The sequence below is a fragment of the Achromobacter sp. Root170 genome, from assembly GCF_001428165.1.
Classification (GTDB): domain Bacteria; phylum Pseudomonadota; class Gammaproteobacteria; order Burkholderiales; family Burkholderiaceae_B; genus Achromobacter; species Achromobacter mucicolens.
In genome coordinates, this window is sequence record NZ_LMHN01000015.1 from 575,561 (window position 1) to 598,331 (window position 22,771).

The 22,771-nt window shown below is 67.0% G+C and carries 25 protein-coding genes; 15 read left to right on the forward strand and 10 right to left on the reverse strand.

Annotated features, from left to right (window positions below; translation table 11 throughout):
• Window position 1 precedes the first annotated feature (1 nt).
• Window positions 2–487, reverse strand: coding sequence for a hypothetical protein (locus tag ASD87_RS17015; RefSeq protein WP_156403442.1), 486 nt, complete (start codon window positions 485–487; stop codon window positions 2–4).
• Between the two features lie 109 nt (window positions 488–596).
• On the opposite strand from ASD87_RS17015, the gene ASD87_RS17020 reads away from it, so the two are divergent.
• Window positions 597–1,184 (forward strand): SUKH-4 family immunity protein, encoded by a 588-nt coding sequence (locus tag ASD87_RS17020; RefSeq protein WP_056323979.1) that lies wholly within the window; start codon window positions 597–599, stop codon window positions 1,182–1,184.
• Between the two features lie 16 nt (window positions 1,185–1,200).
• Entirely contained in the window at window positions 1,201–1,425 is a 225-nt protein-coding gene (locus ASD87_RS17025) for a hypothetical protein (protein ID WP_056323982.1), read from the forward strand.
• 144 nt (window positions 1,426–1,569) lie between these two features.
• Here ASD87_RS17025 and ASD87_RS17030 read toward each other — a convergent pair whose 3' ends face one another.
• Window positions 1,570–2,424 carry a helix-turn-helix domain-containing protein gene (locus ASD87_RS17030; RefSeq protein ID WP_056323984.1) on the reverse strand — a complete coding sequence of 285 codons (855 nt, stop codon included), beginning with the start codon at window positions 2,422–2,424 and terminating at the stop codon, window positions 1,570–1,572.
• A 264-nt stretch (window positions 2,425–2,688) separates the two neighbouring features.
• Between ASD87_RS17030 and ASD87_RS17035 the strand changes: the two genes are divergently transcribed.
• The 9 genes from ASD87_RS17035 to ASD87_RS17075 all read left to right on the forward strand — a co-directional run bounded on the left by ASD87_RS17035 (window position 2,689) and on the right by ASD87_RS17075 (window position 11,605).
• Window positions 2,689–3,567, forward strand: a complete 879-nt coding sequence (locus tag ASD87_RS17035) for a fumarylacetoacetate hydrolase family protein (protein WP_056323987.1) — start codon at window positions 2,689–2,691, stop codon at window positions 3,565–3,567.
• The gene (locus ASD87_RS17040) at window positions 3,564–4,349 is read left to right on the forward strand and encodes an alpha/beta fold hydrolase (RefSeq protein WP_056323990.1); all 786 of its coding nucleotides are present in this window, start codon (window positions 3,564–3,566) and stop codon (window positions 4,347–4,349) included. The genes ASD87_RS17035 and ASD87_RS17040 overlap by 4 nt, the downstream gene beginning before the upstream one ends.
• Window positions 4,350–4,443: 94 nt before the next feature.
• Window positions 4,444–5,760: an amidohydrolase family protein gene (locus ASD87_RS17045; protein ID WP_056323992.1), complete on the forward strand. Its 1,317-nt coding sequence runs from the start codon at window positions 4,444–4,446 to the stop codon at window positions 5,758–5,760.
• Window positions 5,761–5,914: 154 nt separating this feature from the next.
• The gene (gene blaAMZ / locus ASD87_RS17050) at window positions 5,915–7,105 is read left to right on the forward strand and encodes an AMZ family class C beta-lactamase (RefSeq protein WP_056323995.1); all 1,191 of its coding nucleotides are present in this window, start codon (window positions 5,915–5,917) and stop codon (window positions 7,103–7,105) included.
• A 264-nt stretch (window positions 7,106–7,369) separates the two neighbouring features.
• Window positions 7,370–8,251, forward strand: coding sequence for a DUF2242 domain-containing protein (locus ASD87_RS17055; protein WP_056323997.1), 882 nt, complete (start codon window positions 7,370–7,372; stop codon window positions 8,249–8,251).
• Between the two features lie 105 nt (window positions 8,252–8,356).
• Entirely contained in the window at window positions 8,357–8,782 is a 426-nt protein-coding gene (locus ASD87_RS17060) for a CopD family protein (protein ID WP_223576143.1), read from the forward strand.
• 314 nt (window positions 8,783–9,096) lie between these two features.
• Window positions 9,097–9,858 (forward strand): MetQ/NlpA family ABC transporter substrate-binding protein, encoded by a 762-nt coding sequence (locus ASD87_RS17065; protein WP_369818556.1) that lies wholly within the window; start codon window positions 9,097–9,099, stop codon window positions 9,856–9,858.
• Window positions 9,859–9,864: 6 nt separating this feature from the next.
• Complete coding sequence (locus tag ASD87_RS17070; RefSeq protein ID WP_156403443.1) at window positions 9,865–10,968, forward strand: methionine ABC transporter ATP-binding protein; 1,104 nt, start codon at window positions 9,865–9,867, stop codon at window positions 10,966–10,968.
• The gene (locus ASD87_RS17075; protein ID WP_056324005.1) at window positions 10,949–11,605 is read left to right on the forward strand and encodes a methionine ABC transporter permease; all 657 of its coding nucleotides are present in this window, start codon (window positions 10,949–10,951) and stop codon (window positions 11,603–11,605) included. Before ASD87_RS17070 ends, ASD87_RS17075 begins: the two co-directional genes overlap by 20 nt.
• Before the next feature lie 33 nt (window positions 11,606–11,638).
• Here ASD87_RS17075 and ASD87_RS17080 read toward each other — a convergent pair whose 3' ends face one another.
• The gene (locus tag ASD87_RS17080; protein WP_056324008.1) at window positions 11,639–12,661 is read right to left on the reverse strand and encodes a hypothetical protein; all 1,023 of its coding nucleotides are present in this window, start codon (window positions 12,659–12,661) and stop codon (window positions 11,639–11,641) included.
• A 140-nt stretch (window positions 12,662–12,801) separates the two neighbouring features.
• Here ASD87_RS17080 and ASD87_RS17085 point away from each other — a divergent pair, with 140 nt between their 5' ends.
• Window positions 12,802–13,992 (forward strand): PLP-dependent aspartate aminotransferase family protein, encoded by a 1,191-nt coding sequence (locus tag ASD87_RS17085; protein WP_056324010.1) that lies wholly within the window; start codon window positions 12,802–12,804, stop codon window positions 13,990–13,992.
• Here the strand turns inward: ASD87_RS17085 and ASD87_RS17090 are convergent.
• Window positions 13,967–14,452 (reverse strand): hypothetical protein, encoded by a 486-nt coding sequence (locus ASD87_RS17090; RefSeq protein ID WP_056324012.1) that lies wholly within the window; start codon window positions 14,450–14,452, stop codon window positions 13,967–13,969. The two genes, ASD87_RS17085 and ASD87_RS17090, sit on opposite strands and share 26 nt — an antisense overlap.
• A gap of 145 nt (window positions 14,453–14,597) precedes the next feature.
• Between ASD87_RS17090 and ppk2 the strand changes: the two genes are divergently transcribed.
• A complete protein-coding gene (gene ppk2 / locus ASD87_RS17095; RefSeq protein WP_082586323.1) occupies window positions 14,598–15,755 on the forward strand; it encodes a polyphosphate kinase 2 in 1,158 nt (385 codons plus the stop codon).
• A gap of 4 nt (window positions 15,756–15,759) precedes the next feature.
• On the opposite strand, the gene ASD87_RS17100 is transcribed toward ppk2, so the two are convergent.
• The 5 genes from ASD87_RS17100 to ASD87_RS17120 all read right to left on the reverse strand — a co-directional run bounded on the left by ASD87_RS17100 (window position 15,760) and on the right by ASD87_RS17120 (window position 18,851).
• Window positions 15,760–16,110, reverse strand: coding sequence for a DOPA 4,5-dioxygenase family protein (locus tag ASD87_RS17100; RefSeq protein WP_056324015.1), 351 nt, complete (start codon window positions 16,108–16,110; stop codon window positions 15,760–15,762).
• A gap of 19 nt (window positions 16,111–16,129) precedes the next feature.
• Window positions 16,130–16,492 (reverse strand): translation initiation factor Sui1, encoded by a 363-nt coding sequence (locus ASD87_RS17105; protein ID WP_056324017.1) that lies wholly within the window; start codon window positions 16,490–16,492, stop codon window positions 16,130–16,132.
• Complete coding sequence (locus ASD87_RS17110) at window positions 16,492–16,875, reverse strand: RNA-binding S4 domain-containing protein (protein ID WP_056324020.1); 384 nt, start codon at window positions 16,873–16,875, stop codon at window positions 16,492–16,494. Before ASD87_RS17110 ends, ASD87_RS17105 begins: the two co-directional genes overlap by 1 nt.
• 132 nt (window positions 16,876–17,007) lie before the next feature.
• Complete coding sequence (locus tag ASD87_RS17115) at window positions 17,008–17,997, reverse strand: tripartite tricarboxylate transporter substrate binding protein (protein WP_056324022.1); 990 nt, start codon at window positions 17,995–17,997, stop codon at window positions 17,008–17,010.
• Complete coding sequence (locus ASD87_RS17120) at window positions 17,994–18,851, reverse strand: amidohydrolase (protein WP_056324025.1); 858 nt, start codon at window positions 18,849–18,851, stop codon at window positions 17,994–17,996. The genes ASD87_RS17115 and ASD87_RS17120 overlap by 4 nt, the downstream gene beginning before the upstream one ends.
• A 111-nt stretch (window positions 18,852–18,962) precedes the next feature.
• Between ASD87_RS17120 and ASD87_RS17125 the strand changes: the two genes are divergently transcribed.
• Complete coding sequence (locus ASD87_RS17125; protein ID WP_056324027.1) at window positions 18,963–19,850, forward strand: LysR family transcriptional regulator; 888 nt, start codon at window positions 18,963–18,965, stop codon at window positions 19,848–19,850.
• 137 nt (window positions 19,851–19,987) lie between these two features.
• Window positions 19,988–21,823 (forward strand): ABC transporter ATP-binding protein/permease, encoded by a 1,836-nt coding sequence (locus ASD87_RS17130; protein ID WP_056324029.1) that lies wholly within the window; start codon window positions 19,988–19,990, stop codon window positions 21,821–21,823.
• A 10-nt stretch (window positions 21,824–21,833) separates the two neighbouring features.
• On the opposite strand, the gene ASD87_RS17135 is transcribed toward ASD87_RS17130, so the two are convergent.
• Window positions 21,834–22,637 (reverse strand): aspartate dehydrogenase, encoded by an 804-nt coding sequence (locus ASD87_RS17135; protein WP_056324032.1) that lies wholly within the window; start codon window positions 22,635–22,637, stop codon window positions 21,834–21,836.
• Between the last annotated feature and the right edge of the window lie 134 nt (window positions 22,638–22,771).

Below are 22,771 nucleotides of genomic sequence, written 5' to 3' on the forward strand. Positions count from 1 at the left end.
GCTACTTGCCGCAGGCGGCCTGCAAAGCCTTCATTTGCGGGCTGCCTGGCGCAAAGCGCACGAACTGCACCTGGCTTTCGTCCAAGGTCTCGTCCTTGATGGCGGCCACCAGGTTGTCGCGCAGGTAGTAGGTGGTGGACGGCAGGAAACCGACCTGCGCCCGCCGGCAATCGAACAGCACGTCCGTGACCGCCCGGTCATAGCTTGCGCGTTGCTTGTCCCCGCCCGGGATCGTCTGGGCGGCGGTGTAGCGCATTTCCATCTTCCCCTTGGCGGTCCCCGAGGCCTGCCGCGTTTCCGGCAGGCCACCGATCCGAATGGACACGTTCGGGTGATCTGGCCGCGGCGGCACCTCGAACCATTGCTGCGCGTGGGCGTCCGAGCCGGCAAAAAGCGCGGCCAGGACGGCCAGGGGCGTCAGGATCCGCAAACGAAGAATGCCCGTCGTGGGGGCGGGGCGTGCGGAAACAGCAAACGGTGGGCGCATGGTCTGTCCGTGGGCGCAATAAGGCGGGCGTTCAAATGTAGCAAAATGCGGTCTTGGCGCCGCACGATTTATCTCCAAGCCGCGGGCGCTTGCCAGGACACGCACTCACATGAATTCCTTCGAACACGTCCGGGCGCAGTTCGCCCGGTTTGGCGAACTGCGCCCGCAGCCGCGCGAACAGTGGCAAGGCAGCCTCGCGCTGCCGCAGGGGGTGGCCGACTTCTACGAACAGGTGGGCCCGTGGGGCGCCACCCGTCACCAGAACGTGGGACCGGTCGGCATCACGCTGTCCGAAACCAATATCAGCTTTGCACCCTTGCATAAGCTGTGGGACCGGCAGGCCGGCTATCGCTGGGATGCCGTGAGCGGAAAACGGGTCGACGATTGGCGGGACAACTGGCTGATGATCGCCGACCAGAACGCGGACCCCTTCATCCTGGATACGGGTACCGGCCAGATCCTCCATGCCCGGCACGGCGCGGGCGCCTGGGATGCCGGGATGGTGGCCCCCGACCTGCCGACGTTCGCCGCCGCCGCTGCCGCGGTGGGTCTTGTCTGCCTGGAGGCCGACGAAGATCTGCGCAACGATGACTGGGAGATCAAGCCCGAGCACCGGGCGCGTGCCTTGCAGGCGCTGACCGCCGTCCTTGGGGACGCGGACGAGGCCGAGGTCTTTCTGGATGTGCTCGAGTTTTAACGAAAGGAATCAACCCATGGTGGCGCTTGCCGAACTGGCCGAAGACTGCGGCATTGCGCTGCCTGCAATGCTGCGCCAACTGATCGACGCCGGACACTCCAGCTATGGCGACATCGCGGCATGGCGCGCGGATTGGAAGGGCAACACGCTCGCCGCCCGTCGGACATCGGCCATCTGGTCGAAGAGGGGTTCACGCCGGCCGAGGCCGTGGCCTGCGTCAGGGCGAACATCGGAATCCTGAAGGCATATCTGCCTCAGGCCATGCAGGCGGAATTGGAACGGCTGATGGCCGGGGCGCCGCCGGTGCCGACCGACGGGTCGGCGGCGTGGATCGATGCAGCGAGCGCGGCCAGTCGTAGCGCCATCACCTGCGCGACTTTCTCCTTCAGGGAATTCCAGTCAATAGATGCGGCGCGGAACCCGTCGCCGCTCGCCGAAAGCGCGACGGCGAAACCCCCATGTGATCGCGAAAGAAACGCGAAAAATTGCCGGGCGTGGAAAAGCCCAGGTCCATCGCCACCGAGGTCAGCGGCTGTTCCTGCTGGACCAGCCTGCGCACGGCTTCTTCCACGCGCACCGCGCTCCAGAAGACCTGCGGCGTGGTATTGAGCTGGTCCCGGAACAGCGCAAAGAAATGGCCTCGCGATAATCCCACCTTGCTGGCGATGTCTTCCACCGCAACCGGTTCGTGCACGTTGTCTCGCATGTACAGGATCGCGGTGCGAAGCCGCCGGTCCAGCGTCTGCGGTCGCGGCGCGGGGCCGGACGGGCGGCCCGCCTGGGAAGACGATTCGATTGCCGCATGCAGCAGCGCCTCGACTTCCGCGTCGATGTCGGCGCGCGGGTGGTCCTGCGGCGCGACGATCTTGTCGAGCAGGCTCCAACAGGTCTGGCGCACCGCCGGATCGATGGGCACGCCTGGCGCGGTGAAATGGAATGGCCTGCCGGTGGCGGCGCGGCGCTCGTCCAGCCAGGGCTTGGCAATGTACAGGACAAGGAAGACGGCCGGGCCAGAACGGTCGAGCAGGCGGGCATCATGGGACTCATAGGTGTTCGTGCCCAGCGCAAGCTGTTCGCTGTAGCGAACCAGTTTCGAGCCGACGTGCGCTTCGGCCCGGGCGCCACCCAGCCAAAGGGCCAGCTGCATTTCCGCGTGCGCATGCGCGATGAGGTCCCCGCGCAGTTCCAGCACGACCGCGCGGCCGAATACGCCCTCGTGCAAGGCGTAAGTTTCCTGCATGCGTTGTCTCCCAATTTCTGATCGGGCGATGAGCGCGCTGACTCTCGCCGGTGCCCCTGTCCACCGAGGCCATTTGCGGGAATTTTATGGGCGCGATTTCAGGCATTGCCGGGCTCTAGGTGTATACACCTAGCACGCGATCTGACTCTGCGATAAGTTCCCGCACCGATCGATAAGCGCAGCCCCAGCCGCGCTCCTAAAGTCGTGACTGATGGCGACGCATCCACCCGCTCGCCGACTTTCAGAAGCACGAAGGAGACCGCGGTGCGCATTGCAAGTTTCTTGATGAATGGAGAGCCCGGCGTCGGGCTGGTGTCGGAGGACGGCGTGACGGTCGCGCCGCTGGCGCTGGACGACGCGGGCAGGCAGCTCGGCGCGCAGGCCGTGATTGATCACCTTGCGGCGGGCCGTCCGCTGCCCGCCACGCTGACGCCGCTGCGTCTGTCGGACGTCGTCTTGCGGGCGCCGCTGCCCCGTCCGCGGCGCAACCTGTGGTGCGTCGGGCGCAACTATCACGCACACGCCAAGGAGTTGTCCGCGTCCGTCTTCAAGGACAACGACGCCAACCCGGCGGCCTGGCCCATCGTCTTCACCAAAGTGCCGGAATGCGTGGTGGGACCGCGGGCGCAAGTCCTGCTGCCGGTTGGCGTGTCCGCGCAGATCGACTACGAGGCCGAGCTGGGCGTGATCATCGGCAAGACGGGCAAGAACATCGCGCGCGGCGAGGCCCTGGATCATGTCTTTGGCTACACCGTCATCAACGACGTCACCGCCCGGGACGTGCAGATGCGGCATCAGCAGTGGGACATGGGCAAGTCGTTCGACACCTTCTGTCCGATGGGGCCGTGGATCGTCACGGCCGATGCGTTCGATGGCGCAAGGACACGTGTGCGCTGCTGGGTGAACGGGGAGTTGCGGCAGGACGGGCCCACCGAGAACATGATCTTCGACATCCCGGCGTTGATCGAGACGATCTCGCGCGGCATCACGCTTTATCCGGGGGACGTGATCGCCACCGGGACGCCGGCAGGGGTCGGCATGGGCATGACGCCGCCCCGGTATCTGGCCGCGGGCGACGTGGTGCGGGTGGAGGTCGAGGGGTTGGGAAGCATCGAGAACGAATTCGTGGGAGCGCCGGCATGACGACACAAAACATCAAGGGCCTGTCGGTGGAAATCGACGGCGACGGCCCCGCGCTGCTGTGCATCCACGGGCTGGGCGGCTCGTCCAATACGTGGACGCCGCTGATGGCCGCCCTGACGGGCTTTCGTGTCATCCGCCCGGACCTGCCGGGCAGCGCCCGATCGCCACTGCCGGACGACACCCTGTCGGTCGCGGGCTACGTCGACGCGCTGGCGCGCATGCTTGAAGAGCTGGATTGCGGCCCCGTGCATGTGGCGGCGCATTCGCTGGGGACCATCGTCGCGCAGCATCTTGCGCTTAAAGCCCCCGCACAGGTCCGCTCGCTGGCGCTGTTCGGCCCGCTTGCCGAGCCCCCCGAAGCGGGCCGGCCGGGCATCCGGGCGCGGGCGGCGCTGGCCCGCCAGGGCGCACCGGCCCTGCAGGAAATTGCCGACGCCATCGTCAAGGGCGCCACCAGCAGCCGCACCAAGGCGGAACAGCCCGCGGTGCTGGCGCTGGTCAGGGAGAGCGTGATGCGGCAGCCGCCGGAAGGGTATGCCCAAAGCTGCGAAGCGCTGGCCGACGCGCGCGCCGCGGATCTGGAACGGCTGGGCGTGCCGGTGCTGCTGGTGACGGGCGACGAGGACGGCGTCGCGCCGCCCGCGCACGTAAAAGCAATGGCCGCGCGCATCCCGGTCAGCCGCTGCACCGTCGTGCAAGGCTGCGGCCATTGGACGACGTTCGAGCAGCCCGGCGCCTGCATCGCCGCGTTCCAGGCGTTTCATGCGGATCTGCCGGGCTAACACCCGCCTGCCGGGCAGATCCGCGGAACCCCCAACCCGCATCAATACTTTTCATAAAAAAACCGGCCCCGCGGGGTCCGGGAGGAGACCACTCATGTCCAGAATTGCGATTACCAACGTTGTCATCTTTGATGGAAGCGGCGATGACGTCTTTGACGGCGAGTTGCTGATCGATGGCGGGCGCATCGCCGAGGTGGCGCGCCTGCCCGGCCGGGTCAATCGGGACGGCGCGCGCATGGTCGATGGCAAGGGTCGTTTCCTGATGCCAGGCATGACCGAAGCGCACACGCATTTCTCGTGGAACGACCAGCCCACGTTGGCCGCCATCCAGTTCATGCCGCCCGAGGAACATATCCTGTGGTGTGTGCGCGTGGCCAAGCGCTACCTGGAAATGGGATGGACCTCCGCCATCGGCGCGGCGGCGGCCAAGCCCCGGCTGGACGTGGTGCTGCGCAATGCAATCGAGGCCGGCGAATGCCCGGGGCCGCGCTATCTTGCCGGCAGCCAGGAGATCACGACCATCGGCGCGCTGGGCGACAACACGTTGCCGCACATGCATTTCGAAGAGCTGAGCTTTGGCAGCGTCTGCAGCGGCCCGGAGGAAATCCGCCGTTCGGTCCGCACGTTCATCAAGTACGGCGTCGACCACCTGAAGATCAATCTGTCGGGCGAATACATCGCTGGCCTGCCGGCCGAGATGTCGCCCTTCGCGGAAGATGAAATCGCGATGCTGGCGTCCGAGGCCAAGCGTTACGGCAAGCGGATCGCGGCGCACGCCCGGTCCAGCGAGTCGGTCAAGCAATGCGTGCGCCACGGCATCGAGATGGTCTATCACGCCAGCTTCGCGGACGACGAAGCGCTGGACATGCTGGAAGCCAACAAGGACAGGCACTTTGTCGCGCCCGGCATCGGCTGGCTGGTGCGCACGGCCTACCACGCGTCCGATTACGGGATCACCCCCGCGATCGCGGAAAGCATGGGCTACAAGCGCGAGCTGGAGATTGCCTCGGAAAGCCTGCGCAAGATGCACAAGCGCGGCATACGCATCCTGCCGGGCGGTGACTACGGCTTTGCGTGGATGCCGCATGGCACGAACGCCAACGACCTTCAATACTTCGTCGACTACATCGGCATGACGCCGGTCGAGGCCTTGGTGGCGGCCACGCGACTGGGCGGGCAGATCATGCAGCGGCCCGACGAGCTGGGCATGTTGCGTCCCGGCTACATGGCCGACGTCGTCATGGTGGACGGCAACCCGTTGGACGACCTGTCGCTGCTGGTGGATCCGGACCGGATCGTCCTGGTGATGAAGGACGGTAAGGTGTGCAAGGATACGTGCGCCGCGGCGCAGGACGGCACAGTGCACAGGGATGCGATCCAGCCGTCGCGTGCCGAGCCGGCCTTGGCCTGACGCGGGGCGCCGATGGCTGGCGTCCCGGTCGGCGGACCTGCCCGTCGGCCGCAGCAGGGGAAGGGCGCCTGATGGCAGGCGCGGCGCGGTACGATTCGGCATCGCCGCGCCGCCGATCCCGCCGGACGGTCCGTCCCCTTCCTGAGAACGCTGCATGTTCACCCGTAGATATTTCTGCGCCAGCCTCCTTGCGGCTGGCTTTCTTGGCGCCCTGCCCAGTTCGGCTGTCGCGCGCTCCGAGCTGCCCTACATCGACAGCGTCGTGAACGAGGCGGCCCGCTCGGTCATCCGCCAACACGACATCGCGGGCATGGTGATCGCCGTGACGCACCAAGGCCGCCAGCGTTTCTACACCTATGGCGTCGAATCATTGCAGACGCGGCGCGCCGTCAATCGGGACACGATCTTTGAAGTGGGCTCGATCAGCAAGACCTTCACCGTGACGCTTGCCGCGTATGCGCAGGCCAAGGGCTTGTTGCAGTTGACCGACAGTCCGGCGCGCTTTTTGCCCGAGCTGGCCGGCACTGAATTCGCCAAGCTGACCTTGTTGAACCTGGCAACGCACACGACGGGCGGTTTTCCGTTGCAGGTGCCTGACGAGGTCCGCGACAACGCGCAATTGATGCAATACCTGAAGGCCTGGAAGCCGGAGCATGCGCCTGGCACGTATCGCTCGTACGCCAATCCCAGCATCGGCATGCTGGGCGTCGTGGCGGCTGCAAGCCTGAAGCAGCCGTTTGCCCAGGCGATGGAAAAGGACCTTTTTCCAAAGCTGGGTCTGTCCAGCACGTTCATTGAGGTGCCCGCCGCCAAGGCGTCGCGCTACGCGCAGGGCTACAACAAGCAGGGCGCGCCGGTGCGCGTGAATCCGGGCGTGCTGGCGGCCGAGGCCTATGGCGTGAAAACCAGCGCGCGCGACCTGCTGCGCTTCGTCGAGGCCAGCATGGACATGGACGTGCTGGACAAGGACATCCGCCGCGCCATCGCGGACACCCACGTGGGCTATTACCAGGTGGGCGCAATGACGCAGGACATGGTGTGGGAGCAGTTCCCGTATCCCGTGCCGCTGGATTCGCTGCTGACGGCCAACGCCGGCACGCTGAACAGCCAGAGCCATCCGGCCCAGGCGCTGCAGCCGCCGCTGGCGCCGCAGGCCCAGACCTGGATCAACAAGACGGGGTCCACCAACGGCTTCGGAGCCTACGTGGCGTTTGTGCCCGCGCGCAAGCTCGGCATCGTCATTCTGGCTAACCGCAACTACCCGAACGACGCGCGCGTGCGTCTGGCGGCGGAAATCCTGGGGGCGGTGGACAAGGAGCCCTTGGCGCCTGCCGCCGCGCGTTGATGGCGCTGTCGTCGTTGCTGCCGTAGTCGCTGTCGCTGGCGCGGCAAACCTGTTGCATGCAGGTCATGGACCGCGCATCGAATTCGATACGAATTACGACGCCTGATGTTCCCTGAGGCGGCCTCGCATATAGGGACACGGCCATCGGCCTGGAAACGGCGGAATGCGAACCTGTTTCAACATATCTCCGATCAATTCCGTCCCCAATAAACGTCCGGGTTTCTTGTCGGATAATGCACGTCGTTGCTCCACGCCGGACCTCTCATGCCACGCGCCACCCGCCGTATCGTTTTTCCCCTGTTCGCCACCCTGACGGCCGTCCTGGCCGGATGTTCTTCCCCCAAGCCCGTTTACGAGCGAGAGGACTTCGCGCAAAGCGACACCTACTCGCGCAGCGTTCCGGCGGCCAGCAGCGCCGCCTGCGACGCGGGCCGGCGTGCCTTGCTCAGCCAGGGATACAACATCGACAAGTACGAACCGTCTCGCGTGACCGGCCACAAGAACTTCGAGGGCGAGGACGGGCAGCATACGCAGATCAGTTTCAACGTGGAGTGCGCGCCCGACGGCAGCTCGCACGAAGGCGCCACCGTGTTCGCCAACGCCGTGCAGGACCGCTATTCGATCAAGCGCACGGGCAACTCGGCCAGCGTGGGGGTCAGCGTGCTGGGCCAGGTCTCGATGCCGTTTGGCGGCAGCGACGACTCGCTGGTCAAGACGGCAAGCCAGACGGTGACGCGCCCCAAGTTCTATGACGGGTTCTTCCAGCTGTTGGAGCGATACCTGCCCGACGCCAAGGCGGCCGCCGCGCCGCGCGAGCCGTCCGCGCGGCCGAAGGGAGCGGCGTCAAAGTCGGCGGCTTCTCCCGCCACAGCCCCGGCCCAGGCGCCGGCCGATCCGGTCGTGGCGCCGGATGCGCCGGCCGACACGCTGAATCCGGCCGCGGCCGGCGGCGACAAGCCGGCGCCCGCCACAGCGCCCGCCACGTCTGCGCCGGCGGCAAAGACGCCCGCCTCGGGGGAGCCCGCCGCGGGATCGCCCGCCGCGGGATCGCCCGCCGCACAATCGCCTGCGGCCGCACCTGCCGCCGCGGGAACGCCCGCCGAAGGGGCGACTGCTCCCGCGCCGGCTTCGCAAACCCGCAATTGACGCCGTTGCCGCCGGCGCATCCACCGCCGGCGCGTTTGCCGTAGCGCAAACACTGCAGGCCAGCGCGCCGCATCGCGCTGGCCGCGAGCGGCGATAATGCCGCCCATGACATACCAACTCCTGAAAATGGCCCATGTGGCGGCCGCCGTGGCGTGGCTGGTGGGCTCGCTCTTCGTGTCGCTTTTTCTCCTGACGTCGCAGCCAGAGCATGGCGACGACGCGCCCAAGGAGCGCCGGATGCTCCACGTCCTGCGCCGCTGGACGCTGTTCGTCACCACGCCGGCCATGGTCATCACCTGGTTGATCGGACTGCACCTGGCCATGACGTTCGGCTGGTTTGCGATGAACTGGATCTGGATCAAGGTCGCCTTCGCGATCAGCCTGTCCGGTTTGCTCGGCATGCAGAGCGCATCGCTGCGGCGCATGGCCGGCGGCAGCGGCAAGCGGCCGCCCCTGATCGACCTGCAGGCGCCGTTCATCGTGCTGGCGGCAGCGGCCATCGTGACGCTGGTCGTGGTCAAACCGTTCTGAACGGGCACACCTGACCGCCGGTCCGGCGCATGGCGGGGGCGCCATGCCTGGACTGCGATATGACAACGCGCCATATCGAATCAACCGCGTAATAACGACTCAACGAACAAGTCGTTCGCGCGCACAAGCCCCGTCCCTAGAATCGTCTCCTCTCATAACTGCACGGGTTCAGAGGCGATTCCATCATGACTATTCGTACTTTTGCGGCCGAGGCCGCGGCGGACGCGTCCGTTTCCGGCGGCGCGCAGCCCGCGCGTTTCGCATGGGCGCCGATGTTCAAGCGCTTGCTGGGTGCGGTGCTGGCGTCCGCCGCCATGTTTCACGGCCCCGCCTTCTCGGCCGACCCCAAGCCGCTCAAAGTGGGCGTGCGCGGGGGCGTTGACGAGCAGATCTGGGAAGTGGTGGCGCAGGTGGCCAAGAAAAATGGCCTGGCCGTCGAGCCCGTCGTCATCACCGGCACCGCCAGCCCGAACGAGGCGCTGAATAACGGCGATCTCGAGGCGAACGCCTTCCAGCACATTCCCTTCCTGAACGACCAGATCAAGCAGCGCGGCTACAAGCTGGTGCCGGTGGCCAACACTCTGATCTCGCCCATCGCGTTCTACAGCAAGAAGTACAAGTCGCTCAAGGATTTGCCGGACAGCGCGAAGGTGGGCATTCCCAACGATCCCAGCAATCAGACGCGCGCGCTGGTCATCCTGCGCGACCAGGGTCTCATCACGCTGAAAGACGGCTTTGATCCGGCGACCGGCACGGCCACGCTGGCCGACGTGACGTCCAATCCCAAGAAGCTCGACTTCGTGGAAAGCGCATCGGTGGTGCTGGCGCGCTCGCTGCCGGACGTGGACACCGCCGCCATCGTCAACAGCTTTGCGTACCAGGCCGGGCTGATCGCCACGCGCGACGGCATCGCGGTCGAGAAGAAGGAAAACAACCCGTACGTGAACATCATCGTGGTGCGCGAGAAGGACAAGGACGCGCCGTGGGTGCCCGAGCTGGTCAAGGCGTATCACTCCGAAGCAGTGCGCCAGTTCATCCTGACGAAGTTCGAAGGGTCGGTGATCCCGGTCTTCTAGGCAATCATGCAACGCGAACTTTCCCTGCCCCAGGACGCCATGCGCGCCACGCAAGCGCCGGCGCGCGACGCGCACATCGTGTTCGAGGGCCTGCAGAAGCAGTACCAAGGCCCCGCGGGCGCGGTTGCGGCGCTATCTGACGTGTCGTTTTCGATTGCGCGCGGCGAGGTATTCGGCATCATCGGCCGCAGCGGGGCGGGCAAGTCCACGTTGCTTCGGTCGATCAACATGCTGGAACGGCCCAGCGCGGGCCGCGTGTGCGTGGACGGGGTGGACGTGGGCAGCCTGGACGAGGATGCGCTCGTGGGCCTGCGCCGCCGCATCGGCATGATCTTCCAGCACTTCAATCTGCTGTCGGCCAAGACGGTGGCCGAAAACGTCGCGCTGCCGCTGCGCGTGGCGGGCGTGAAGCCGGCTGCCGCGCGGGCGCGGGTGGAGGCGCTGCTTGAGATGGTGGGCCTGCGGGACAAGGCCGATGTTTACCCGTCAAAGCTGTCCGGCGGACAGAAGCAGCGCGTGGGCATTGCGCGCGCGCTGGTCCACGAGCCCGAGATCCTGCTGTGCGACGAGGCGACGTCCGCGCTCGACCCCGAGACCACGCAATCCATCCTGGCGCTCCTTTTGGACATCAACCGCAAGCTGGGCCTGACTGTCGTGCTGATCACGCATGACATGGCCGTGATCCGCGAGGTCTGCCACAACGTGCTGGTGCTGGATGGCGGCCGCAAGGTCGAGCTGGGTGAGGTGTGGCGCGTGTTCGGCAACCCGCAGGCGGATGCCACGCGCGCGCTGCTGCGGCCGTTGCAGCACGATCTGCCGGCGGACCTGGCGGCACGGCTGGTGCCCGATCTGCACGGGCGTCCTGGCGTTGCGGTGCTGCGGTTGCGCTTTACCGGCCAGGGCAGGCCCGACGGCGTGTCGCTGCAGGCGCTGGCTGCGATGGGGCCGGGCGCGACGCTGCTGCACGGCGGACTGGACAGGCTGCGCGGCCACGCGCAAGGCAGCCTGCTGGTGTCGGTGCCCGCAGGCGCATTACAGGAAGAGGCCGCGCGCGCCGCGCTGGTGGCCGATCAGATCAAGGTACTTGGCTATGTCGCTACCGATGCTTGATAAATACCTGCAGGCATTTCTGCAGACGCTGACGATGGTGAGCATTTCCGCGGCCATCGCCATAGGCGCCGGCCTGGCGCTCGCGGTGGTGCTGACCGTCACCGCGCCGGGCAGTCTGTACCCGCGTCCGCGCTTGAATAAGGCGTTGTCGGTCACGGTAAATACCTTCCGCGCCATCCCCTTCATCATCCTGCTTGTCGCGATGCTGCCCTTCACGCGCTTCCTGGTAGGCACGACGCTGGGCACATGGGCGGCCATCGTGCCGCTGTCGGCGAACCTGATTCCGTTTTTTGCGCGCATTGCGCAGGTCAGCCTGAACGACGTGGACCACGGTCTGGTCGAGGCGGCGCGCGCCATGGGCTGCCGCCGGTGGCACATCGTGCGCCATGTGCTGCTCCCGGAAGCCTTGCCGGGCATCATCGGCGGCATGACGGTCAGCGTGATCGCCATGATCAACGCCTCTGCCATGGCGGGCGCCGTTGGCGCGGGCGGGTTGGGGGATCTGGCGATCCGCTACGGCTACGAACGCTACGAGACGCGGGTGATGTTCGAGGTGATCGTCATCCTGATCGCGCTGGTGTCGATCGTGCAATTTACCGGCGAGTGGCTGTCGCGCCGCGCCGACCACAAGCGCTAGCGCATGCGTGCCCTGATTGAAGGCTTATCCGGCTCAGCGCAGCGGCGCCTGCGGCATGGCCGCCAGGGATTGCGTCGCCAGCCGTTCCTGCTCGAGGGCCAGCCGGTTGACGGTGTCCTGGTGCTGGTGAAAGCGCGTCAGGTCGGCGTTGCGGCCGAACTTCAATTCGTTGCGGTCCGCGTACCAGAACTGGCGGTTGTCATCGAGCAGCGTGATCATCAGCCCGAACTCGTGCAGGATTTGCGTTTCCAGGTCCCAGACGCGCCGCAGTTTCTCATTGCTTGCCGCCCGCGAGTCCGTCAGCGCCTGCAGGATCTTTGCCTTTTCAGGTTCGGAGATGGTCAGCGAGCGCACCAGCGCGGGCATTTCGTCCAGCACGTCCAGGCTTTGCTGGCGGTAGGCGGGCACCAGCTTTTCGGCCTGTTCCAGAATCAGGCGGCTTTCGATCAGGCCCGAGTCGCGCGCCAGCCGGCCGGCGTCAAAGAGCCGGGGCAGGCCGATTTCCTTGAGTTCCTGCAGGTAGGCGCGATGCTGCGCAAGCCGTTCGCCGGCGACGGTTTTCATGGCCCGTTCCATTTCGCCGTACGGACCCGTGGCCTTGGGCGAGGGGTCGATGGCCGGCACGTCTTCGGGCACGCCGGAGCCGCCGCCGGCCTGCATGCGCAGCGCGTCGATGGCCTTGCGGATTTCGGTGTTGGCGATGTCGCGCTGGCGGTTGTCGTGGCTGCGTTCGGCAAGCGGCACGGCCACGGCGGCCAGCAGGAACACCCCCGCGCCCAGCATGATGCGCACGCGGTTGCGCGGCGTGCGAAAGCGTTTCCAGAGGGAAAAGACGCCCAGGACGACGAGCAGCAGGGCGCCCAGGAGCATGGCGCCGCCGAAGGCCAGTTGCGCAACCTCCAGCATCGTTTCCGGACGGCTGCTGTAGACGGTCCACGCCAGCATCGCGGAATAGACCAGACAGGTGGCGGCCTTCAGGAGCCAGCCGGGTTCGGGCGGAGCCGTGGCCAGAGCGGCCGGGCCGGCAGCCGTGGCGGGCGCTTGCGGGTCGTTCATGTGGCGCGTGAAAACGGGGATACGGCGTTTGACTGTAAAGACTCGCTTGGGCCCCGTCAATGCCGCGGGCCGGCGGCGCGAACCGATTTCAGGGCAGGCGCGATGCGCGTCTGCATCCACCGATGACAGGAGTGAATGACATGACCGACCACCCGCAACACGGTTTTGCGACCCGCGCCATCCACCTGGGCTACGACCCGCTGGACGAACAGGGCGCGCTGTCGCCGCCGCTGTATCTGACGTCCACCTACACGCAGGACAGCATCGAGGCCTTTGACCGGATCCGGCTTGGCGAAGCCCAAGGCTATGTCTACGGCCGCACGCGCAATCCCACGCAGGCGCTGCTGGAAGAACGCCTGGCGTCGCTGGAAGGCGCCGAGGCCGGCGTGGTGACGGCCTCGGGCATGGCGGCCATCTCGGCCACCCTGTTTTCGCTGTTGCAAAGCGGCGACGAGATCGTGGTCGACCAGATTGTCTACGGCACGGCCTTCACGCTGTTCACGCAGGGGCTGGCCCGCTTTGGCGTGCGGGCCGTGTTCGCGGACTTCACCAAGCCCCAGACGGTGGCTGCCGCCATCGGGCCCAAGACCCGGGCCGTGTACTTCGAGACCCCCGCCAATCCGAACCTGCGGCTGGTGGACATTGCGGCCATCTCCGCCATCGCGCGCGGCAAGGGCCTGCTGACGATCGTCGACAACACGTTCGCCACGCCGGTGCTGCAGCGGCCGCTCGAGCACGGCGCGGACATTGTGCTGCATTCGGCCACCAAGTATCTGGGCGGGCACGGCGACCTGCTGGCGGGCGCGGTGCTGGGCCGCAAGCCGCATATCGACGCCATCCGGTTGCAGGGACTGCGCTACTTCACCGGCGCGACGCTGTCGCCGTTCACGGCCTTTCTGGTGCTGCGCGGGATCAAGACGCTGGAGCTGCGCGTGCAGCGGCACAGCGAATCCGCGTTGAAGGTGGCCAAGCTGCTGCGCGAGCACCCGGCAGTGGCCGACGTGTTCTATCCGGGCCTGTCCGGCACGGCGGGCGCGGACATCGCGGCGCGCCAGCAGGCGGCGGGTGGCGGACTGGTGGCCTTCGAGCTGAAGGGCGGGTTGTCCGCCGGCAAGACGCTCTTGAACAGCCTGAAGCTGGCGCGCATTGCGGTCAGCCTGGGCGATCCCGAGACCCTGATCCAGCATCCGGCGTCGATGACCCACGCCAGCTATTCGGCCGAGGACCGCGAGCGCTACGGTTTGTCCGAAGGATTGCTGCGGCTGTCCGTGGGGCTGGAAACGCCCGAGGACATTCTGGCGGACCTCAAGCAGGGTCTGGATCGCGTGTAGCGGCGGGCAGGTCGGCAGAGGCGGCGTCCGTGCGTCGCCAGGCCACCCACTCGCCTTCGCCCTCGAAATGGCGCAGGCCCCGCGCGGCGGTCGCCAGGCCCGCGCGCAACACGTCCATGTCCAGGCCGGGCAGGTTGCGGAGCAGGGCGGGGGGCAACTGATTGATGTCCAGCACGCGCGCGTCGAAGTCCATTCGCATCAGCCCGCCGCCGTCGGTGGGCACGCGGACGAACCACAGGCTTTCCATGTAGTCGCCGAACCACGGGTCCGGATAAATCGCCTGCGTGAAAACGAACCCGAATTCATGAATGTCGCGCCAGGGCCAGAATTCCTGCAGGCCCATCGCTCGGGCCAGTTCGCCCGAGCGCGTCAGCCCGGCGTCATCAAAGCGCACGATTTCCTGCAAGGGGTCTTCGGCTGCCGGGGGGCCGGCGAACCATCGCTTGATGAATGACCACATGGGTGTCGCGATCGAGGGGACCAGGGAGGTGCAGTGTAAAGGGGCCGGGGTAGTGTAAAAATGTTACAACCTTTGATCCCAATCAATTTCGCGCACCCTGGCGCAAGCTAGGGTTGAACTTTTTGGCGCAGCAAGGACAGGACGAATGACCGACAAGATATCGCAGGCTCCCGATCAAGACGAAGCCGCCCCGGCGGCGCCGGTCAAGCGCCCCGCCGCGGCCAGGGGCGCGGCCAAGCGCACGGCGAATGCCCGCCCGGCGGCCGCATCTGCCACGGGGGCCGCCATCGAGCCCGCCGTCGAACTGAGCAAGCGCGTGACGGCGCGGCAGGATGCGGCGCGGCAGGAGACCGCGGCGGTGCTGGCCGATATCGCCGGCCGCTACCAGGTGGGCGAACCGGGCGAGGCGCGCGCGGCCCTGCGAACCGTCATCGATGCGCTGTCGGCCGATGATGCGCAGGCCGTCCACCGCGCGCTCCTTGACGCCAACCGGCAGCCGCCGGGGGCGCGCCGCAACCCCGACGAAGAGCTGGCCGGAGATTGGCGCGAGGGCGTCTATCCCTACCGCCACCGCATGCTGCGCCGCAATTACGAAAAGCAGAAGTACAAGCTGCAGGTCGAACTGCTGAAGCTGCAGGCGTGGGTCAAGGCAACCGGCCAGCGCGTCGTGATCCTGTTCGAAGGGCGCGATGCGGCAGGCAAGGGCGGCACCATCAAGCGCATGATGGAACACCTGAATCCGCGCGGCGCGCGCGTGGTCGCCCTGGAAAAGCCGTCCGACACCGAGAAGGGCCAGTGGTACTTCCAGCGCTACGTGCAGCACCTGCCCACCGCGGGCGAGATCGTCATGTTCGATCGGTCCTGGTACAACCGCGCCGGCGTCGAGCGCGTGATGGGATTCTGCTCGCAGGACGAGTACCTGGCGTTTTTGCGCCAGACGCCCGATTTCGAGCGCCACCTCGTCAGCAGCGGCATCACGCTGATCAAACTGTGGTTTTCGGTCAGCCAGGAAGAACAGCGCCGCCGCTTTCAGCAGCGCAAGGTGCATCCGCTCAAGCAGTGGAAGCTGAGCCCGGTGGACCTGGCGTCGCTGGACAAGTGGGACGATTACACGCGCGCCAAGGAAGCCATGTTCGCGCACACCGACACCGCCGATGCGCCGTGGATCGTGGTCAAGTCCGACTGCAAGAAGCGCGCGCGCCTGAACGCCATGCGCTATGTGCTGAGCCGCCTGCCCTACGAGGGCAAGAGCGACGACGCGCAGATGGCGATCGATTCGCTGATCGTGGGTCGCGCGCTGTAGGGGATCAGCCGCCCAGCGCAGCCAGGTTCAACACGTGGCTGCGCCCGATCCACACCGCGCAGTCGCGGTGGTCGCGCAGCGAATTGCCGGTGTTCGGATGCATGAACACATCCAGCGCGCCGTGGTTCAGTGTCAGCCAGGTGGCGATCTCGGCCAGATGCTGCGGGCCGAACGCGATCTGGTAGCTCCATTGCGGATGCGGGCCGACGGGGCGCTCATGGAAGCGCCCCATTTCCATCTTGCCGTCAAACGTCGCGACGATCCGTTCGCGCAGGGCGAACGCGGCATCGCGGCTTGCCGCGTCGAAGTACACATGGGCGTGCCAGCTCGCGACGTCCGTCACGGGAATTTCCATCGTTCTGTCCTGATCCGGTTCAACCGCCCGCGCGCTTGGCGCGGTGGCCTTGTTTCGTGAGCGCGTCGATGATGCGGTCGCAGTGGTCGCCCTGCACCTCGATCACGCCGTCCTTGACGGTGCCGCCCGAACCGCACGCGGTCCGCAACTGCTTGCCCAACGCGGCCAGGGCGTCGGGCGCCAGCGCCAGTCCGCGCACCAGCGTCACACTCTTGCCGCCGCGGCCCTTGGTCTCGCGGGATACCCGCGCCACGCCATCGCCCGCCGGGGCCGTGCGGCTGGCCGCCTGGCATTGGCATTGCGCCGCAGGCTGGCGGCATTGCGGGCACATGCGCCCGGACTCGGTGGAATAGACCAGGCCGCCTGAGCCGCCGCGCTTCATCAAGACTTGCCCCGCATCTGGTCGATGAGACGCCGATCGCGCTTGGTGGGGCGTCCCGCGTCGATGCCCAGCGCCGGTTCCGGCGCCAGGCGCCGCATTTCGGCGGCGCGCTCGCGGGCGGCCACGCTCTCGGGCGTTTCTTCATACAGCAGGCGCGCCACCGGCGCGGGGCCTCGCACACCGCTCACGGCCACGACGCGCACCTGCAAGGGGGGGTCTTCCTTGCGGACAGCGACGACGTCGCCGGCGCCGACCTCGCGCGCGGGTTTGGCCGGCTGTCCGTTCACGAAGACGCGGCCCTTGCCGATTTCCTGCGAGGCCAGGCTGCGCGTCTTGTAGAAGCGCGCGGCCCACAGCCATTTGTCGAGTCGGATCTTGTCCATCCAGCGGGTTCCTGCGGTAAAGCTGTCCAAGGCGTCATGATAGCCCCGCCCGCGCGGCAAAAAAAAACGGCGCCCAGCATGAGCGCCGCAAACCGGCTACGCGGTGTCCGGGCCCAGCAGGCCCGGCAGTACTCAATCCAGTTTCAGGCCCGCTTCCTTGACGACGCGCTGCCACTTTTCGATCTCGGCGCGGCGGAACGTGTCCAGTTCGGCAGGCGTGGAGCCGATGGGTTCGGCGCCGATGCCGGCAAGCTGTTCGGCGATCGCGGGATCCTTCAGCACCTTGGCCAGCGCCTGCGACACCTGTTCCACGATGGCGGGCGGCGTGCCGGCCGGGGCGAACACGGCGTTCCATTCGTAGGTTTCGTAACCCGGCACGCCCGATTCGGCGATGGTGGGCAGGTCGGGCGCGGTCTTGGAGCGCTCCAGTCCGCCGACGGCGACGGCGCGCAGCTTGCCGTTCTTCACGTGCTGCCAGGCAGAACCCATGCTGGCGAACATGACGGGCACCTGGCCCGACATCACGTCGATCATGGCCGGGCCGCCGCCCTTGTACGCGACGTGCTGCAACTGGGTCTTGGCCAGCAGGTTGAACAGCTCACCCGCCAGGTGCTGGGCCGAACCGGGACCGGCCGAGGCAAAGTACACCGGCTCCTTGGCATCGGGCTGGCCCAGTTTGATGAGGTCGGCGACCGACTTCACTTCGTACGACGGCGTCACGACCAGCACGTTGGGCACGCGCAGCAGCAGCGACACCGGCGCGAAGGCCGACAGCGTGTCGAACTGCATCTTGCTGTGCAGCGCGGGGTTCTGCGCGTGATTGGAGGCGTCCAGCATCAGCGTGTAGCCGTCGGGATTGGCCTTGGCGACAACGGCGCCGCCGATCATGCCGCCCGCGCCGCCGCGGTTTTCGATGACCACGGGCTGGCCGAGTTCGGCCGCGAGCTTCGGGCCGATCAGGCGGGCGACCACGTCCACGGTGCCGCCGGGCGGATAGGTCACCACCAGTGTGACCGCGCGCTCGGGGTAGGCGGCGTGCGCGGCGCCGGCGGCGCCAGCCAGCAGGCCGGCGGCGGCGAACAGCGCGCTACGCTGCGCCAGGCGTTTGATGAGAGGGGTCATGGAGTGTCTCCTTTGAATTGGAATAGCTGCAACGGCGTGTCGGCAAGCACGGCCCGCCGTTGCGCGGGGTCGTCGATCCAGGCGTCCAGCCACTGCGTTGCCGCGGCATAGGACGCCAGGTGGCGATGTTCGGTATGGGGCCAGTCGCTGCCCCACATCAGGCGTTCGGGGGTGTAGGCGTCCAGCAGTTGCTGCGTGGCCAGCCGGCCGGAGGCCGCGCAGGCGGCAGCGGCCCAGTTGCGGTAGGGCGCGGCCAGCTTCACCCACACGCGGCCGCTGTCCGCCTGGCGCAGCAGGTACTGGAAGCCGGCGTCGGAAACACCGAGCGCGGGATCCGGGCGGCCAAAATGATCCACCACGATCCGGCAGCCCGCAGCCAGCAATGCCGGCATCACGCCGTCCAGGCGCGCAGCCTGCACATGAACTTCCACATGCCACCCCAGCGCATTCACGCGGGCAAGCAACGACTGCCAGGCGGGCGTCTGCAATGCGGGGCTGTCCAGCCCGACAAGGTTCAGGCGGATGCCGACCACGCCCGCGCCAGCCAGGTCTTGCAATTCAGTGTCAGTGATGTCCAGCGCCACCACGGCCACGCCGCGCAACCGGTCGGGCGCCGCGCGCAGCGCTTGAACCAGATGGCTGTTGTCCGTGCCCAGGAAGCTGGGCTGCACCAGCACGCCGTGGCGCATGCCGTGCGCATCCAGCAAGCCCAGATACTCGGCCAGCGTGGCATCGTAGTCCGGCGTGTGGCGGCGCGTGTCGGCAAGGGCGAGGCCTTGGTGAAACACGTGGGCGTGGGTGTCGACGGCGGCGCCTGGAATCGGCGAGGGCAAAGCAGTCTCCTGATTCGGCATGGCGTTCGCGGAACGGCACTGCCGGCATGTAATGTTCTGTAAGTCGGGATTCTAGGAAGTCGATGTATAGTTTTCCATTGTGGAAAAGCGCTTTTTATATATTGGATCAATATGGAAACCCGGCACCTTCGGTACTTCCTGGCGGTGGTGGACCACGGCAGCGTCAGCCGCGCCTCGGACTGGCTGGGCATTGCTCAGCCTGCGTTGAGCCAGGCGCTGACGCGCATGGAAAAAGACCTGGGCGTGCGGCTGTTCGAACGGTCGCGTCAGGGCACGACGCCTACCCCCGCCGCGCAGGCCATCCTGGAAGACGTACGCGCCAGCGTGGCGCGCATCGACGCCGCGGCGCGCCGTGCGCGCGAGATCGGGCGGGGGAGCGCAGGGCAATTGACGGTCGGTCTGGTGTCCTCCGCGCTTTTTGACACCTTGCCGCGCGCGCTGCGCCAGATGCGCCAGCAGGCGCCGGGCGTGCGCATCATCCTGCGGGAAATGAGCAACGCCGAACAGGCCGAGGCCTTGCAGACGGGCGAGATCGATATCGGCCTGATGCATACACCCGTCGCGGTGGGCGGCCGCATGCGCGAGCGCCAGTTGCTGCGGGACCGGCTGGTGGCCGCCGTGCCCGACGAGTTCGAGGTGCCGCCCGACGGTCAGGTGTCGATGGCGCAGATCGCGCAGGCCGGTCTGGTCATGTACCCGCAGTCACAGTTGCCGGCATTTTACGCGGACATCCTGGATGCCATGCGCAAGGGCGGACACGATGCGCACGTGAACCAGGAGGCCAGCCGCACGTTGACGGTGCTGTCGTGCGTGGCGGGCGGCTGCGGCGTGGCTTTGCTGCCCAGCTGGATACGGTCCATGGATTTTCGCGGCGTGCGCTTTTGCGAGGTGCGCGATGGCGAGCGCCTGCCCAGTTTCGACCTGAGCGCGATCTGGCCCGCGCGCAGCGTGCCCACGCTGGCGGACCTGTTCGCCAACCTGGACCTCGGTCCAACTTGATGAAATCGCGTCTCGGCTTTCAACGCGCCTTCAATGTCCTTGGCGGTGGCTTAAGCCAGGCTTAAAGCGGCAGTTTTGCCGGAACTGCGCCGGATCCGGACGTCTAACCAGGAACGTCATTGCGAGGTTCCGGGCTCATGGATCTGAATTGGCAGCAGCAACTAGCAGAAAGCGCCCTGTGGCTTGCGCGCGCGTTCGGCATCTCCGCCGTCGCGCTGGCGGTGGTCACGCTGATCCTGACGCGCACCACGGTCTGGGGCAGGAAGTTCTGGCGGCTGGCTTGGCCGTACCTGACGCCTCGCCGTAGTTGGCGCCCGATGCTCACCCTGGCCTTGCTGCTGTTCCTGGCGATGTTCGCGGTGCGCATGACCGTGCTGTTTTCGTTCTGGTACAACGGCTTCTACAGCGCCTTGCAGGCGCTGGACCAGACGGTCTTCTGGCACTTCCTGGGGATTTTCGCGGTGCTGGCCACCGTGCATGTGGTGCGCAGCCTGGCCGACAGCTACGTGGGCCAGGCCTTCGACATTCATTGGCGCGTGTGGTTGAACGAACGGCTGACGCGCGACTGGCTGGGCGCGGGCGCCTACTACCGCGGTCACTTCCTGGCCGAGCCCGTCGACAACCCCGACCAACGCATCGAACAGGACATCGCGCAATTCGTGACGGGGTCGCGCACGCTGGCGATCGGCGCCATCAGCGCGATTGTGTCGCTGGTGGCCTTCACGGCGATCCTGTGGGGGTTGTCGGGCCCGCTGACGCTGGGCGGCGTGGAGATTCCGCGCGCCATGGTGTTCGTGGTTTATCTGTACGTCATCGTCGCGACGTGGCTGGCCTTCAAGATCGGCCGCCCGCTCATCAAGCTGAACTTCCTGTCCGAGCGCCTGACGGCCAACTTCCGTTATGCGCTGGTGCGACTGCGCGAGAACGCCGAGAACGTTGCGTTCTATCAGGGCGAGGAAGTGGAGCGGGCGACGCTGTGGACGCGCTTCACGTCCTACATCGCCAATCTGTGGGCGCGCGTGTACCGGGGCCTCAAGTTCGACGGATTCAACCTGTCGGTCAGCCAGATCGCGGTCGTGTTTCCGTTCATCCTGCAGGCGCCGCGCTTTTTCAGCGGGGCGATCAAGCTGGGCGATGTCATGCAGACCTCGCAGGCTTTCGGGCAGGTGCAGGAATCGCTGTCGTTCTTTCGCAGTTCCTACGACACGTTCGCCCAGTACCGCGCGACGCTGGATCGTCTGAATGGATTCCTGGATGCCAACGAGGCCGCGCGTGCGCTGCCGCAGGTGCAGACCCAGACGCTGCCCGATGGCCTGGAGATCGAGGGCCTGGATGTGTCGCGCCCGGATGGCGCCTGTCTGCTGGACAACCTGAATCTGCGCCTGCATCCCGGACAAGCCCTGCTGATCAAGGGGCCGTCGGGCAGCGGCAAGACCACCTTGCTGCGCGCGCTGGCCGGACTATGGCCGTACGCCCACGGCGTGGTGCGGCGGCCGCAGGGCGCGTCCGCGCTGTTCCTGTCGCAGCGTCCATATCTGCCGCTGGGCGACCTGCGCGGCGCGGTGGCGTACCCGGGGCTGGCGCAACCGGCCGACGACGCGCGGCTGGCCGATGCGTTGCGGCAGGTCAACCTGGGGCATCTGGCCGGCCGGCTCGATGAGGTGCACGACTGGTCACGCGTGCTGTCGCTGGGCGAGCAGCAGCGCATTGCGTTTGCCCGCGTGCTGTACAACCGGCCCGCGCTGGTGTTTCTGGACGAGGCCACGTCGGCCACGGACGAAGGGCTGGAGCACATGCTGTACAGCCTGCTGCGCGAGGCGCTGCCGGACAGCATGCTGGTCAGCGTGGGCCATCGCAGCACGCTGGATGCGTTCCATACCCAACGGCTGGATCTGGACGGAACGGGCCGCTGGCAGGTCGGGCCCATGCCGGCGCCGCGCCACGGCGACGCGTTGCGGCGGGCGGCGGCTTAAAGGAGGGGCCTCAGGTGCCGACGCGCAGCGGTCCGGTCAGCTTGCGCAGTGCGGCGATCACGCTTTGCGCGGTGATGCGTCCGGTCTTGGGATTGGCCGATGGGATGTTCTGGATTTCCATCGAGAACGAGGCGGAGTCGGACACGACCTCGACGCGGTGCAGGTTGCGATCGAGCGAGGGATCGGCCCAGATTTCCAGCGTGGTGCGATCCGGGCCGATGCCCGCCAGCGACACGCTGACGGCCACGTTGAGGTTGGCCGGAAAGCCCACGGCGGCCTCGCGCGGCGAGCCGCGGAAGATGAGGCGAGGCTCGGTGATGCCTTCGATGTCGATGTTGTTGTCGGTCAGGTAGGGTGCGCCCAGCAGGCCGCGCACCGGCTTGCGGGTGATCATCGTGACGGAATGGATGACGCCTTCGGCCGCGGCGGTGATGGCGTCCAGCCCCAGAATGGCGCCCGACGGCACGATGACCTGGCCGCCGTGCTGGCGCGCGATGTCGATGAGGTCTTCGTGGCGCAGCAGGGCGCCCGAACTGAGCACCACCATCTTCTTGCCAGCGCGCAATACAGGTTCGGCGATGTTGCGGAACACGGCCGCGGGCGCGCATTCCACGACCACGTCGCAATGGTCGGCAAGGCCGTCGATGGTGGTGAAGGCAGGCGCGCCGTCTTTCCACGAGAAGGCGGGCGGGGCGCTGGGATCGCGCACGGCGACGGCGGCGAGCGTCAGGCCGGGCAGGCCGGCATCGAGGGATTGCGCCACGGCCTGGCCGATGGCGCCGAAGCCGGCGATGCCGACGCGGTAGCTGTTCATGGGTATCCGAAAAAGTTGGACCCGCGGCAGGACCGCGGGTGGTTCGGGAATGCGGCAGGCAGCGCGCCGCAAGGCTGCCGGCCACTGTAGCCACCGGCTGGCGACGCGTCAATGCGGGATGCCCGCAAGGCCGC